Raw genomic sequence first — 13,238 nt, 5'->3', positions numbered from 1 at the left:
CGAGAGAAATCCGGGCAACAAAAAAGCGGAGCCAAGGCCCCGCTTCCTCGATGTTGTGACATGCCGCCGGTCCATCCGCGGTCGGCAGTCGATCAACGCTACCCTTTTAGCGTTGTTATGCGACGGGAGTACGACAGCGCTCGCGCGGCTTCGCCGATGCTTGCTGCCGCCAACATGCGTTATGTGAAGTGTTTCACATTCGACGTCCGGTAAAAATGCCTAGACACGACCGGCCTGCTTGGCGATTTCGCCAATGGCTTCTGTCGCAGGCTTTTACCCCAACTGCCCGCCAGACCATCGGCGGGCATCTTTTTTCCCTGACGCCCGCTCGATGCGGCACTGGTAGCAATTGTTGCGCGCCGAGCGGACATGGATGTAGGCGATGTCGTCGCGCTCGAACAAAGTCTCGGCGCGGGCCGCGATATCGCCGGTCGCAATGACGGCGCCGCTGCCGTAGACGATGCGATCGTCCTTGCCGTAACCGCGCACGATGTAGTCAGTGCTTTCGAGCATCTCGGGCAGTGCGTCCGCCTCCGCGGCGCGCTCGCATTCCTGCGCATGCAGGAAAATCGGCCCGGTCTCGGCATAGGGCTGAAGCTCCGGGAACGGGCGGTATGCGAGGATCAGATAGCCATCGCCTTCCGCAACGTTCTTCATGCAATGCCGGCACGGCACACCGTCGCCGTCGGAAGTCCTTCGCTCCGGCGTGTGGCCATAGGCGTCGGGCCCTCCCCGCTGCAAGGCACGCACGGCTTCGGTCGGCAAGGCTTTGAACAGGATGCCCATGGCAAAATCTCCGATGTCCTTCGGCCGGAAGTTATGCTCGAGACCGAAGTGGTCCCACCCGATTCCTGCCAAGCGGCCGCGCATCGCTCGGAGCGCAATGTCGAAATATTTCGAACCCGAAATCACACACTGGAGCTATCGGACTCGCCAGACACGGCGCTCCGAGCCATGATGATCCTGAACACGGTGGGCGCGGGGGGCCCGAGGTCTGGCGATGATCCGAGCATGATCACTGGGGGATGCCTGTGTGGCGCAGTCCGCTACGAGAGCCGCGCGGAGCCGATCACCGCGCGTATGTGCTGGTGCCGCTTCTGCCAGTATATCGCGGCCGGCAACGCCGCGGTGAGCGTCTGCTTCCTGACGACGCACATCAGGATCGCCGGCGAGACGCGCGATTATGAGAGCGTTGCCGATAGCGGCAACAGGATGCACCGGCGCTTCTGTCCAGCCTGTGGCGTGCATCTCTTTAGCGAAGCGGAGTCGCGCCCGCATTTGATCTTCGTGCGCGCCGGCACGCTGGACGATCCGAACATGATCAGGCCGGCAGCGACGATCTGGACGACCATGGCGCCCGCCTGGGCCTGCATCGACACCTCGCTGCCGACGTTCGAGGGCCAGCCGCCGCCGGTGGCGTAGGCCGGCATCGGCGCGACCGGCCGATCGGTTTGTTCCTATTGTCCGGCGCTCCGCCCCTGACTACGGCCGCATCACACTTGCCGAGCGCTCGGCGAAGGTCAGCGGATGGACGACCTCCTTCTTCTGCGCCACAGGCGCAAAGCCGAGCTTCTGATAAAGCGGCAGCGCCGCCGGATGGTCGAGCGTGCAGGTCTGGACCGTGACGCGCTTCGGCCCGTGCGCCCAGGCAGCCGAAATCGCAGCACCCAGGAACCAGCGCCCGATGCCCTGGCCGTGCGCGTGCTCCATCATGCCGAAATAGGCGAGTTCCACTTCGTCCGGCAGATGCGGCTTGAGGTCGAAGAAGCCGGCTGGAGAACCGTCCAGGTAAAGCACCCTGATGTCGCGATCCTCGCGGTGCAGGCCAGCGGCCAGTTCTTCATCGCTCAGCCGCAGCACATTGACCCAGTGCCATTTCCGCCCCACCCGGTCCATCAGGTAGCGGTAGAAATGCAGCGGGATGTCCCTGGTCTTCAAGAGCGCGATCTGGCGGTTATAGGGAACCGGCGGCGACGCCGCCGGCGGCGCATGCATTTCGAGGAATGTGACCGTGACCTCGATATCCTTCGGCGCACCGTTTTCCATCGCCGTCATTCCTTGCCCGTCACCACGGGCGTGTCGGAGAGCCCGCCCCATTCGGTCCATGAGCCGTCGTACAGCCTGTTGTCGGAGTGGCCAAGAGTCTCCAGCGCCAGCGTGATCGCCGCTGCGGTGATACCCGACCCGCACGAGGTGACGACCCGCTTGGAAAGATCGATGCCGGCATCCTCGATCACCTTGCGCAAGCCGTCCCTGGACAGCAGCTCGCCGTTCTCGGCAAGGGCAGCAATCGGAACGTTGCGAGCGCCGGGCATATGGCCGGAACGGACGCCGGGACGCGGTTCCGGATCGGTTCCGGCAAAACGCCCGGGCGAACGCGCATCGGCGATCTGGCTTTCCCCGCTTCCGACAATCCGGCGCATCTCGTCGAGGCTGACGACCCGGCTCGCGTCGAAATCGGCATAAAAGACGCAAGGCGCTATCCTGGTCCGCTCCGCCGTCACCGGCCGGCCTTCCGCCTTCCAGCGGTCGAAGCCGCCGTTCAGGATATAGACCTGGAACACGCCCATGACGCGGAACATCCACCAGGCGCGCGGCGCCGAGAAGAAGCCCGGCCCATCATAGACGACGATCGTGTCGTCGGCAGAGACGCCCATGGAGCCGACATATTGCGCGAAATACTGGGGCGACGCCAAAGTATGCGGCAGCTTGGAATCAGGGTCCGAGACGGCGTCCTGATCAAGGAAAAGGGCGCCCGGAATATGGGCGGCGTCATATTCGGCGCGTGCGTCGCGCTTCTGCGCCGGCAGGTACCAAGAAGCGTCGATGATGGTGACCCCGGGTGTGCCCAACCGCTTCTCGAGCCACTCCGCGTCGACGATGAAAGGGCTGTCCTCAGCCATATTTCCTGCTCCTGCCGCTTCTCGCGATGCTCGCCCGTCTTGACCCGTCAATTCGCCGGCATTGGCCCGAAGCGGATGCGGAAGCGGCGGTTCTCGCGGCCCTTTTTCTCGATCTTGCCGACGTGGATCTCGCCCACCTCGCCGGTGCTCTTCACATGGGTGCCGCCGCAGGGCTGGCTGTCGAACGAGGCATTCTCGCCGATGCAGACCAGGCGGATCCTGCCGGTGCCGACGGGCGGCCGCACATTCTTCGATTTCACAAGCCCGGGGTTGGCCGAAAGTTCCCCGTCGGTGATCAGCCGCGTGAAGATCGGATGATCGGCGCGCACCAGTTCCATCAGCCTCGCCGTCACATCCTCCTTGGTGAAGCCGGCGTCGGGAATGTCGAAGTCGACGCGGCTGTCATCCTCGGCGACCGCCGCCCCGGTGATCGGAAACGGACAGACGACGGTGAGCAGATGGCAGGCGGAGTGCATGCGCATCAGAAGATGCCGCCGCTCCCAGTCGATGGCGAGCCTCAGCCTTTCGCCGACCGCCGGCAAGGCCTGTTCCGGCGCAGGAACATGGATGATCTCGTCCTTTGTCTCGCCGGTGATGGTGGCAGCGATCGCGATACGGCCACCGTCGGCGCGTTCAAGCATGCCGGTATCGCCAGGCTGTCCGCCCGACGTGGCGTAGAAGATGGTGCGATCGAGAAGGATGCCGCCGCGATCGTTAATGGCGACGACTTGCGCCTCCGCCGTCTTCAGATAGGCGTCGTCGCGAAACATCGCTTCGGTATTTTGCGCCATCACGCCACCTTTTCGAACGGCACCGAGATGTCGGCTTTCTCTTCCATCCAGCCCGGCACCGGCAGGTTCTTGCCGCGCAGGAATTCTGGATTGAACAACTTCGACTGGTAGCGAGTGCCGTAGTCGGCGAGGATTGTCACGATGGTATGGCCGGGGCCGAGCTCGCGCGCAAGCCGGATGGCGCCGGCGATGTTGATGCCGGTCGAGCCGCCGACGCAGAGCCCCTCCTCCTGGATCAGGTCGAAGATGATCGGCAACGCCTCCTCGTCCGGGATCTGGTAGGAGAAGTCCGGCGTGAACCCCTCGAGATTGGCGGTGATGCGGCCTTGGCCGATGCCTTCGGTGATCGAGCTGCCCTCGGCCTTGAGCTCGCCTCTGGTGTAGAAGCGGTAGAGGGCGGCGCCGAGCGGATCGGCAAGCGCGATCTTGACGGCCTTGCTCTTGGCCTTGAGCCCGATCGCAACGCCGGCGAGCGTGCCGCCGGAGCCCACGGCCGACACGAAGCCGTCGACCCGGCCGCCGGTCTGGTTCCAGATTTCCTCGGCCGTCGAGCGGATATGACCGTCGCGGTTGGCGACATTGTCGAACTGGTTGGCCCAGATCGCGCCGTTCGGCTCCGACCGCGCCAGCTGCTCGGCGAGCCGCCCCGACAGCTTCACATAGTTGTTGGGATTCTTGTAGGGCACGGCCGGTACTTCGATCAGTTCGGCGCCCAGGATCTTGATCGTGTCCTTCTTCTCCTGACTCTGTGTGTCGGGGATGACGATCACTGTCCGGTAGCCGAGCGCCTTGGCGACCAGCGTCAGGCCGATGCCGGTGTTGCCGGCGGTCCCTTCGACGATGACCCCGCCAGGTTTCAAAAGTCCGCGCTGCTCGGCATCCCTGATGATGAAGAGGCCGGCCCGGTCCTTGACCGATTGCCCCGGATTCATGAATTCGGCCTTGCCCAGGATCTCGCAGCCGGTCGCGTCCGAAGCCTTGTTGAGCCGGATCAAGGGGGTGTTGCCGATCGCTTCGATCACATTACGAGGCATGAGGATTCCTTTATGCGTGCGGCGAGACCCTAGAAACCGGAAGCCGCGGTTTCAAGGCAAGATTTTATCTGGTCCAGTCGCATTGCGGACGCTGCAACGCAGCCAATCATTTCGACGATGCGCCCAAAAGCGCTCTTTTCATCCGATTTCTTCACCGCTAGAGCACTAGCGCCGCGGGTCCGATCGGCCAGCGCGGCGGAAACATTCGCAGGGCTTTCAATGGCGCTCTACCGGGCCAACCCGAAAGACGGTGTCGTCTGGATCACAGGTGGCAGCAGCGGCCTTGGCCGGGCGCTGGCCAAGGATCTCGCAAGGCAGGGCTATGCTGTCGCGGTGACGGCGCTGCCGAGCGACCCGGCCGACACGCTGCTGGTCGAGACGGCGCAGATGGCCGGCCATGTGAAGTCCTTTCCCTGCGATGTGACCGACGAAGACGGGATGGCGCGGACGGTCGCGGCGATCGAGAAGGACATGGGTCCGATCGTGCTCGCCGTCTTCAACGCCGGCAACTACATCGCCACCCCCGGCGAGCATCTGGTGGTGCGTGATTTTCACCGCTCCTTCGCCGTCAATTATTTCGGCATCGTCAACGGCCTTGTGCCCGTGGTCGACTATATGCGCACACGAGGGCGCGGGCATGTCGTCCTGGTCGGATCGGTCACGGCCTATTCCGGCTGGCCGACGACCGCGGCCTATGGCGGCACCAAGGCGGCGATCAACATCCTGGCGGAATCGCTGAAATACGACTTCGACAAGATGAATATCCGCATCCAGGTGATCAACCCGGGCTTCGTCGACACCCCGCTGACGGAAAAGAACACGCTGCCGATGCCAAGCCTGATGCCTGTGCAACGCGCGTCGCGTCGCATGGCGCGCGGCATCAGGAAGGGCGGCTTCGAAGTCACCTTCCCCTACCACATAAGCTGGCCCTTGAAGCTGCTTGGGCTGTTGCCGCGTCCGATCGGCCGCCTGGTCATCAGCCTGACGACCAGTTGGAAGGCTCGGCCGCTGTTTTTCGATCGCAAGATACCGGGCGAGACGGGCCCGTCATCGGAAAAGGCGAAATAGGCCAGCGAAACCCGCGATTGCCTGCCGGCGGATGCGGCCATAAAAGCGCGTCGCGCTGAAATGGGTTCAGGCGACGCGCTTTATGTCTTTGTTTTTATGCATGTCGTTTTCGCAAAACCGCTGCACACTTTTGCGCGACATGCATTAGGTTGAGAATTGTTGCTTGGAGTCGGCGATGGGGCGAAGGATCGTGCTTGCGGTGCTGGGTCTCGCCCTCTTCCTGGTCACTGGTTTCTTTCTCGGTCCGCGCGTGACGGTCGACACGACGATCCATTTCGATCCTTCGGTCATCGGCGACGATCCGCAGGCCTATCTGGCGCGCGAAGAAGCGGCGGTGCCCAACATCCGCGACGGGCTGGACAAGGAGATCATCTGGGCGAACCCGATGATTCGCGACAAGACGAAGCTTGCGATCGTCTACATCCACGGCTTTTCGGCCTCCAAGGGCGAGGTCCGCCCGCTGCCGGACGATGTCGCCGACGAGCTCGGCGCCAACCTCTTCTACACCCGCCTGACCGGCCACGGGCAGGACGGCGCGGCCATGGCCGAAGGCAGCGTCAATGCCTGGATCAACGACTATGAAGAGGCGCTGGCAATCGGCCGTGCGATCGGCAATAAGGTGATCGTCATCGCCACCTCGACAGGCGGCTCGCTGGCGGCATGGGCCGCGACTCAGCTGGGCGCCTCCGACGATGTCGCCGCGATCGCATTCATCTCGCCGAATTTCGGCGTCAAGGCGTCCGGCGCCGAGTTGCTGACCATGCCGTGGGGCAGAGAGATCGCCGAGATCGTCGGCGGCAGGGAGCGGAGCTTTCCGGCGCGCAACGCGCTGCACGAAAAATTCTGGACCACCAAATATCCGATGGCGGCGACCTTGCCTATGGCCGCGCTCACCGAACTCGCCTATGGCGCCCCGGTCGAGAAGGCGACGGTCCCTGCCCTGTTCATCTTCTCGGACGCCGACAAGGTGGTGCGGCCGGACCGCACGCGCGAGATCGCCGGCCGCTGGGGCGGTGCGCACGAGCTGGTGCCGGTCGACGACACCGGCGACCAGGACAACCACGTCATCGCCGGCGATGTGCTGTCGCCGCAGACGACGGCCTTTCTCACCCAGCGTATCGTGGTGTGGGTGAAGGCACTGATGCAGTAGCTCAAATGAAAAAGCGGCCGGAGCAATGCTCCGGCCGCTTTTCCCAAACGGGTCTTTGATGACGAGCGGGCGTTTAACCCGGCTCAGGCGGCGCGGTTCGCTGGTCGCTTGCCGCCGAAGCGGCGCTTGTTGTTGCCCTTGAAGCGCTTGAAGCCGTCAGGCTTGCGCTCTCCATTCGGCTTGGCGCCCGCCGGACGGTCGCCTTGCGGCTTCGGCGCGAATTGGCGCTCACCACCAGGCTTGCCACCGAAACGCTTCTTGCCGTTGTTGCCGCTGCCGGGACGACGGCCGTCGCGGCGTCCGCCGTGATGCTCGCGGTCGTTGGCCGGCTCGAAATGACGCTCGGTCTTTTCCTTCGGATCACGCTGCGGGTCGGGGCTGCCGAGATGATCGGCGATGACAGGAAGCTTCATGCGGATGATGCGCTCGACCTGCCTCAGCTTGCCGTTCTCCGACGGATCGCAAAGCGTGATCGCGATGCCGTCCCTGCCGTTGCGGCCGGTGCGGCCGATGCGGTGGACATAGCTTTCCGCCTCGTCCGGCAGGTCGAAATTCACGACATGGCTGATGCCGGGCACGTCGATCCCGCGCGCGGCGATATCGGTCGCCACCAGGATGCGCACCGAGCCGTCGCGGAAATCGTTAAGCGCCTTCTGGCGGGCGTTCTGCGACTTGTTGCCGTGGATGACCGCGGCGTTGAAACCGTCGCGGGCAAGGTCCTTGGTGACCCGGTCGGCGCCATGCTTGGTGCGCGAGAACACGATCACCGAGCGCATCATCTCATCGGCCAGCATCTTGGACAGCACCTGACGCTTCTGCTTGGTACGCGCGAGCACCACGCTCTGCACGATCTCGGCTGCCGTCGTGCTCTGCGGCGAAACCTCGATGCGAACCGGGTCCTTCAGCAGGCCCTTGGCGAGCTCGGCGATCTCGTTCGGCATGGTGGCCGAGAACAGCGCGGTCTGGCGGTCGGGTGCGGTTGCCTTGGCGATGCGCTTGACGTCGTTGATGAAGCCCATGTCGAGCATGCGGTCGCCCTCGTCGAGCACCAGCCATTTGGTGTCGGCAAGGATGAGATCGCCCTCGCGCACCAGGTCGGTCAGCCGGCCGGGCGTGGCGATCAGGATGTCGACGCCGGGGCCGATCTTCTTCACCTGGCTGTAGCGCGACACGCCGCCCAGCACGAGCGCGGTCGAGATGTGTGCGCCTTTGGCGAGCAGCTTGATCGTGTCCTCGATCTGCACGGCAAGCTCGCGCGTCGGCGCCAGGATCAGGGCGCGCGCAGTCTTCGGCCTGCGCTTGGTGCCGAGCCCGATGATCTTCGACAGGATCGGCAGCGCGAAGGCGGCCGTCTTGCCCGAGCCGGTCTGCGCGATGCCGAAAATGTCGCGGCCTTCGAGCTGCGGAGGGATCGCGTGCGCCTGGATCGGCTTCGGATCGGTGAAGCCCGCGGCATTGGCGGCCTTGAGCAGCGCGCCGGTTATTCCAAGGGCTGCGAAACCGTTCGGTTCCGCTTGGTTTTCATTGGTCAAAATAGTCTTCTTTCACGCGGCCCAGTGGCCGCAAATATCATCGCGGCAGGGCGCAACCTGCCGTCGAAAAATTGTCAGGAAACGACAAGGCGGCGGACGGGAGCGTCCGCGCGGCTGCGCTGTCGTGCCCGCGGGCGTCATGCCCCGGGGCTTTTTCGCCACCTTGCCGGACTGCCGGACAGAAGAACCGACTTTCGGAAAGAGGGAAAACAGACGCAACCAGTCTCATGCGTGGAGAAAGCCGGACAGTTCCGGCCCAAGCGCCTATGGGGCCGCATATGGCCGAGTCCGCGCCGAAATGCAAGGGCCGATGTTGCAGCGCAGCAAAAGCGTGACGGAAAAGCGCCGCTTGCGCTTGGCTGCCCTCGCCATTACCACAAATCACCTTTCCTTTTTGGGGGCATCGATGAAGGACGTGCTGAAGGAACTCGAGCGCCGCCGCGAGAGCGCCCGCATGGGCGGCGGCAAGGATCGGATCGAAGCCCAGCACAAGAAAGGCAAGCTCACCGCCCGCGAGCGCATCGAGGTTTTCCTCGACGAGGGTTCGTTCGAGGAGTTCGACATGTATGTCGAGCACCGCTCGACCGATTTCGGCATGGAGAAGACCAAGATCGCCGGCGACGGCGTCGTCACCGGCTGGGGCACGGTCAACGGCCGCCCCATCTATATCTTCGCCAAGGATTTCACCGTGTTCGGCGGCTCGCTGTCGGAGGCGCATGCGGAGAAGGTGATCAAGGTCCAGGAGATGGCGCTGCGCAATCGGGCGCCGATCATCGGCCTCTACGATGCCGGTGGCGCCCGCATCCAGGAAGGCGTGGCCGCGCTCGGCGGCTATGCCGAGATTTTCCAGCGCAACGTGCTCGCCTCCGGCGTCATCCCGCAGATTTCGCTGATCATGGGTCCCTGCGCGGGCGGCGACGTCTATTCGCCCGCGATGACCGATTTCATCTTCATGGTGCGCGACACCTCCTACATGTTCGTCACCGGGCCGGATGTGGTGAAGACGGTGACCAACGAGACGGTGACGGCCGAAAGCCTCGGCGGCGCCACCGTGCACACGACCAGATCCTCCATCGCCGACGGTGCCTATGACAACGACGTCGAGGCGCTGCTGCAGATGCGCCGGCTGGTCGACCTGCTGCCGGCGTCCAATACCGCCGAGATTCCCGAGATCGAATGCTACCAGTCGGTGACCGATCACGACCTGTCGCTCGACCGGCTGATCCCCGACAACGCCAACAAGCCCTACGACATCAAGGAACTGATCCTGAAGGTCGCCGACGAAGGCGACTTCTTCGAGATCCAGGCGAGCTTCGCCAAGAACATCGTCACCGGCTTCGGCCGCGTCGAAGGTCGAACCGTCGGCTTCGTCGCCAATCAGCCGATGGTGCTGGCGGGCGTGCTGGATTCCGACGCCAGCCGCAAGGCGGCGCGCTTCGTGCGCTTTTGCGACTGTTTCTCGATCCCGATCGTCACTTTCGTCGACGTTCCGGGCTTCCTGCCCGGCACGGCGCAGGAATATGGCGGGTTGATCAAGCATGGCGCCAAGCTGCTCTTCGCCTATGCCGAGGCAACCGTGCCCAAGATCACCGTGATCACCCGCAAGGCCTATGGCGGCGCCTATGACGTCATGGCGTCGAAGCATCTGCGCGGCGACATGAACTACGCCTGGCCGACGGCGCAGATCGCGGTGATGGGCGCCAGGGGCGCGGTCGAGATCATCTACCGCAAGGACATCGGCAATGCGGAGAAGATCGCAGCTCACACAAAGGCTTACGAGGATCGCTTCCTGTCGCCTTTCGTCGCGGCCGAACGCGGCTATGTCGACGAGGTGATCATGCCGCACTCGACCCGCCGCCGGGTCGCGCGGGCGCTGCGCATGCTGCGCAACAAGGACATGCAGAACCCCTGGAAGAAGCACGACAATATCCCGCTGTGAGGCGGCGATGTCGCGGCTGGTCCTTATAGCCGGCGAACGTTTCGGCAGATTTGCCGTCCTGCTTTTTGCCTTAGCGCTCTTCATCCCGCTTGTCGTCGGGCTGTATTTTCTCGACATGCATCCGCTTGTCGTCATTGCAGGGGGTACCGTCGCCATTCCGGCCGCAATGCTGGCTCTCGTCCTGCTGATTGGAATGATTTTCGCGGGCTTTCGGCGAAGCAAGGTAGAGGGCATTTCGAGAGACGCGGCCCCACGGCTATGGCAGACCTGGGAAGATCTTGCCGGCACGCGCCGCGCGGCTCGGACGACGATCGTCCTGACTTCCGACCTCAATGCCAGCATCGGTGAGGAGCGGCCATTTCTGGGCATCTTCGGCCGCTGGTCGATCCTGGCCGTCGGCATCCCGCTGCTTGCGGTGACCGACGAGGCCGCTCTTGCTGCCATCCTTGCCCACGAGGATGCGCATCTCAGAAACAGAGACACAAATGGCAGCCTCAATTTGGCCGAACTCGAAAAGTGCTTCGAGTTGATCTTCGACTATGCGCCGCCGGGCAGGACGGTGTCCGGCAGCCTGTTCTATTGGATGCTCAGTCCGCTTTCCAAAACGCTAGGGCGCGAAGAAATAAGGCTATCGCGTCATGCTGAGATAGAGGCGGATCGACATGCGGCCCGAACCGGCGATTCGTACAGCACTGCACGGGCGCTGCTTTTAGCCGGGGCAGCTGGTGTGCTGTTCGAAGATCGGGCCTATCGCCCGCTCCGGCGCGAATTGCTCGGCTCGATGGCGCCACCTGAGCCGCCATTGGCCAGAACGCTGAAAGCCGCCTTGGGACTTTCCGATCCTGATACGCTGCGAGAGTATGTACAGAAGGCTTGGGACGCGCCGGACGATACAACATCGGACCATCCACCCTGGCCGGAGCGTCTCGCGGCGCTCGGATACAGTTCGCCGCCGACAATCGAGCCAGTGGAACATCCCGCGCTATCCACTTTGCTCCGCAGTGAAACGGTTGCTGAACGGGTCCGGCATTTCAATGATGAGTGGACGTCGAAGGTTGCCGATCATCTGGACCGGTAGAACTCGTGTTGCCAGGCGAACTGGCGACAATCCTTTCGATATGCCGGCGGCTAGCGGGGAAAAGCTGCTGGGCCGAAGTCAGATCCGCCGCGAGAGGGCGTCTTTTTCGAAAATGTCCTTCTCGCCGCTATCGGTTCAACGGCGTCGTTGACGGAGAAAGGTTCCGATCTAGTCGTAAGTCTCGTAAGATTTTTCTTCGATAATCGCCGACTTCAACAGAAGGTTGATTTCGCGCTTTAGCGCGGCGCGACGATCATTTGTCCGGTAGACGCTCCGGGCAAGCTCGATAAAACGATCGCCGAAACGCTTGTTGAGCTCTTCCACGCGGATATTGTCCTCGATAAGCCATAGTTCCTGATTGACAGCCTTCAGTTCCGCGTAGAGGCCTACCAATTTTTCCGACGTTGGAAGATGCCCGTCGCGCACTCGCGACAGCTGTTCCAGTTCGAGCAGGACATTGGCGCGCTTGGAGGAGTCGGCGATATTTGCCGCCTTGATTTCAAGGATCGAAATCTTGTCGAGCAATTCGCCGGGGGCAATCTCGACGAGTATGGGCCTGACCATGTGCTGGCCTTTTCTGGTGAACTTGCCAAATGTTGCCGGCTAGGAATATGGACCGCTCCGGCTGGGCTGGGGCAATAGCCAGCCGAAACGGGCTAAGTCAATCTCCAAACGGCCGCTGGGCGCCGTGACGGAGAGAACGGGAAAGGTACTGCTCTTGACTCCAATTCTCGTGGTCTGTTTTCCGGCGGTCGGCGATTTCGTCCGCTGCCATTCGGCCATTCGCATCCTTGCCAAGAAATTTCCGGGCCATCCGATCGATGTCGTGACATCGCCCGGCAACGTAGCTTTTGCCCGGTTCATGCCGCATGTCCGCAAAGCCTGGGCACTCAAGAAGCAGCATTTGCGGCTGGGCTGGACGGAACGCCGCGATCTCGTTGCCGAACTCCGCAACGAGAATTACGGCTCGGCCTATCTCATGACGAGTTCGATCAAAGCGGCCTTAATCCCTTTCATGGCCGGAATACCTGAGCGCATCGGCTATCCGCAGGAACTGCAGTTCGGCCTGGTCAACCGCCTGCCGGCGGATTGGCTGCGACATTTGTGGGCGTTCGGTCCGCGCAAGACGCGTCTCTACGAAGAGGTCTGCTCCATCGCCACGCTGGGCGCAAAGCCGACAACAAACGTCGACTGGCCGTCTCCACAGATGATCATCCCCCCTGCCGAACTGGATGAGTGGCGCAGCCGCGCCGGCATCGATGCCGACAAACCCGCTCTGGCAATATTCGCAGGCGATGTCGAGAGCCCCCGATCATGGCCGATGGAGCGCTTCATCTCGATTGCCAAAGACTATTCCAGCCGAGGTTGGGCGGTGTGGATCGTCGGCGGCCCTCGCGAACACGATGCCGCGAACCGAATTCGCGCCGAGGTTCCGCAAGCGGTCGATTTCACCACCACGCCGCTGATCGATGTGATGTATCAGCTGGGCGCGTCAACGCTGTTTCTTGGCGTCAATGGCGGCATGTCGCACGCCGCCGCGGCGTTGAACACCCCATGCGTGCTCATTTTCGGCTCGAACCTTTCCTACTTGCACGGTCCGGTCAATGAGCACGTTCGCTTTCTCGAGCCACCCATTTCGACCCCTAGCTGGATCGAGGAGACGTTGGGCGTCAGCGAGGAAAGAGTGCGCGAGGCCCTGGCCGGCGCTCTTGAAGAAGCACGCCACCCGCAAAGCGCGTAACG

At 63.0% G+C, this 13,238-nt stretch carries 13 protein-coding genes; 6 read left to right on the top strand and 7 right to left on the bottom strand.

The annotated features are described in order from the left end of the window. Positions 1 to 273: 273 nt before the first annotated feature. Positions 274 to 786, bottom strand: coding sequence for a DUF1203 domain-containing protein (locus EN853_RS04615; RefSeq protein ID WP_127858187.1), 513 nt, complete (start codon positions 784 to 786; stop codon positions 274 to 276). Positions 787 to 1,011: 225 nt separating this feature from the next. Here EN853_RS04615 and EN853_RS04610 point away from each other — a divergent pair, with 225 nt between their 5' ends. Further along, positions 1,012 to 1,422 (top strand): GFA family protein, encoded by a 411-nt coding sequence (locus tag EN853_RS04610; protein ID WP_127858188.1) that lies wholly within the window; start codon positions 1,012 to 1,014, stop codon positions 1,420 to 1,422. A gap of 60 nt (positions 1,423 to 1,482) precedes the next feature. Here the strand turns inward: EN853_RS04610 and EN853_RS04605 are convergent, their stop codons facing one another. The 4 genes from EN853_RS04605 to EN853_RS04590 are packed head-to-tail and all read right to left on the bottom strand — an operon-like array spanning position 1,483 to position 4,728. Next, the gene (locus tag EN853_RS04605; protein WP_127858189.1) at positions 1,483 to 2,046 is read right to left on the bottom strand and encodes a GNAT family N-acetyltransferase; all 564 of its coding nucleotides are present in this window, start codon (positions 2,044 to 2,046) and stop codon (positions 1,483 to 1,485) included. A gap of 5 nt (positions 2,047 to 2,051) precedes the next feature. Further along, positions 2,052 to 2,903 carry a 3-mercaptopyruvate sulfurtransferase gene (gene sseA / locus EN853_RS04600; protein ID WP_127858190.1) on the bottom strand — a complete coding sequence of 284 codons (852 nt, stop codon included), beginning with the start codon at positions 2,901 to 2,903 and terminating at the stop codon, positions 2,052 to 2,054. 47 nt (positions 2,904 to 2,950) lie between these two features. Further along, the gene (locus EN853_RS04595; protein WP_127858191.1) at positions 2,951 to 3,694 is read right to left on the bottom strand and encodes an alanyl-tRNA editing protein; all 744 of its coding nucleotides are present in this window, start codon (positions 3,692 to 3,694) and stop codon (positions 2,951 to 2,953) included. After that, on the bottom strand, positions 3,694 to 4,728 hold the full coding sequence (locus tag EN853_RS04590) for a cysteine synthase A (protein ID WP_127858192.1): 1,035 nt from the start codon (positions 4,726 to 4,728) through the stop codon (positions 3,694 to 3,696). The genes EN853_RS04595 and EN853_RS04590 overlap by 1 nt, the downstream gene beginning before the upstream one ends. A gap of 219 nt (positions 4,729 to 4,947) precedes the next feature. On the opposite strand from EN853_RS04590, the gene EN853_RS04585 reads away from it, so the two are divergent. After that, on the top strand, positions 4,948 to 5,796 hold the full coding sequence (locus tag EN853_RS04585; protein WP_127858193.1) for an SDR family oxidoreductase: 849 nt from the start codon (positions 4,948 to 4,950) through the stop codon (positions 5,794 to 5,796). A gap of 175 nt (positions 5,797 to 5,971) precedes the next feature. Next, entirely contained in the window at positions 5,972 to 6,946 is a 975-nt protein-coding gene (locus EN853_RS04580; protein WP_127858194.1) for an alpha/beta fold hydrolase, read from the top strand. An 83-nt stretch (positions 6,947 to 7,029) separates the two neighbouring features. Here the strand turns inward: EN853_RS04580 and EN853_RS04575 are convergent, their stop codons facing one another. Continuing rightward, positions 7,030 to 8,478, bottom strand: a complete 1,449-nt coding sequence (locus EN853_RS04575) for a DEAD/DEAH box helicase (RefSeq protein ID WP_127858195.1) — start codon at positions 8,476 to 8,478, stop codon at positions 7,030 to 7,032. Positions 8,479 to 8,884: 406 nt separating this feature from the next. Here EN853_RS04575 and EN853_RS04570 point away from each other — a divergent pair, with 406 nt between their 5' ends. Both EN853_RS04570 and EN853_RS04565 read left to right on the top strand, forming a co-directional pair. Next, a complete protein-coding gene (locus EN853_RS04570) occupies positions 8,885 to 10,417 on the top strand; it encodes an acyl-CoA carboxylase subunit beta (RefSeq protein WP_127858196.1) in 1,533 nt (510 codons plus the stop codon). Between the two features lie 7 nt (positions 10,418 to 10,424). After that, the gene (locus EN853_RS04565; RefSeq protein WP_127858197.1) at positions 10,425 to 11,495 is read left to right on the top strand and encodes a M48 family metallopeptidase; all 1,071 of its coding nucleotides are present in this window, start codon (positions 10,425 to 10,427) and stop codon (positions 11,493 to 11,495) included. 168 nt (positions 11,496 to 11,663) lie between these two features. Here EN853_RS04565 and EN853_RS04560 read toward each other — a convergent pair whose 3' ends face one another. Beyond that, positions 11,664 to 12,059 carry a DUF6165 family protein gene (locus EN853_RS04560; RefSeq protein ID WP_127858198.1) on the bottom strand — a complete coding sequence of 132 codons (396 nt, stop codon included), beginning with the start codon at positions 12,057 to 12,059 and terminating at the stop codon, positions 11,664 to 11,666. Positions 12,060 to 12,183: 124 nt separating this feature from the next. On the opposite strand from EN853_RS04560, the gene waaF reads away from it, so the two are divergent. Beyond that, positions 12,184 to 13,236: a lipopolysaccharide heptosyltransferase II gene (waaF, locus tag EN853_RS04555; protein ID WP_245516817.1), complete on the top strand. Its 1,053-nt coding sequence runs from the start codon at positions 12,184 to 12,186 to the stop codon at positions 13,234 to 13,236. Positions 13,237 to 13,238 lie beyond the last annotated feature (2 nt).

The organism is Mesorhizobium sp. M1C.F.Ca.ET.210.01.1.1, from assembly GCF_004791585.1.
Classification (GTDB): domain Bacteria; phylum Pseudomonadota; class Alphaproteobacteria; order Rhizobiales; family Rhizobiaceae; genus Mesorhizobium.
Note: the sequence above shows the minus strand (reverse complement) of the source record. Positions and strands in the feature narration are given on the sequence as shown.

What these genes read in the sequence shown, in the direction of transcription:
- EN853_RS04590 (WP_127858192.1), bottom strand. Translation starts at nt 4,728, where the DNA reads ATGCCTCGTAATGTGATCGAAGCGATCGGCAACACCCCCTTGATCCGG.
- EN853_RS04610 (WP_127858188.1), top strand. Translation starts at nt 1,012, where the DNA reads ATGATCACTGGGGGATGCCTGTGTGGCGCAGTCCGCTACGAGAGCCGC.
- EN853_RS04580 (WP_127858194.1), top strand. Translation starts at nt 5,972, where the DNA reads ATGGGGCGAAGGATCGTGCTTGCGGTGCTGGGTCTCGCCCTCTTCCTG.
- sseA (WP_127858190.1), bottom strand. Translation starts at nt 2,903, where the DNA reads ATGGCTGAGGACAGCCCTTTCATCGTCGACGCGGAGTGGCTCGAGAAG.
- EN853_RS04565 (WP_127858197.1), top strand. Translation starts at nt 10,425, where the DNA reads ATGTCGCGGCTGGTCCTTATAGCCGGCGAACGTTTCGGCAGATTTGCC.
- EN853_RS04560 (WP_127858198.1), bottom strand. Translation starts at nt 12,059, where the DNA reads ATGGTCAGGCCCATACTCGTCGAGATTGCCCCCGGCGAATTGCTCGAC.
- EN853_RS04570 (WP_127858196.1), top strand. Translation starts at nt 8,885, where the DNA reads ATGAAGGACGTGCTGAAGGAACTCGAGCGCCGCCGCGAGAGCGCCCGC.
- EN853_RS04595 (WP_127858191.1), bottom strand. Translation starts at nt 3,694, where the DNA reads ATGGCGCAAAATACCGAAGCGATGTTTCGCGACGACGCCTATCTGAAG.
- EN853_RS04605 (WP_127858189.1), bottom strand. Translation starts at nt 2,046, where the DNA reads ATGGAAAACGGTGCGCCGAAGGATATCGAGGTCACGGTCACATTCCTC.
- EN853_RS04585 (WP_127858193.1), top strand. Translation starts at nt 4,948, where the DNA reads ATGGCGCTCTACCGGGCCAACCCGAAAGACGGTGTCGTCTGGATCACA.
- EN853_RS04615 (WP_127858187.1), bottom strand. Translation starts at nt 786, where the DNA reads ATGGGCATCCTGTTCAAAGCCTTGCCGACCGAAGCCGTGCGTGCCTTG.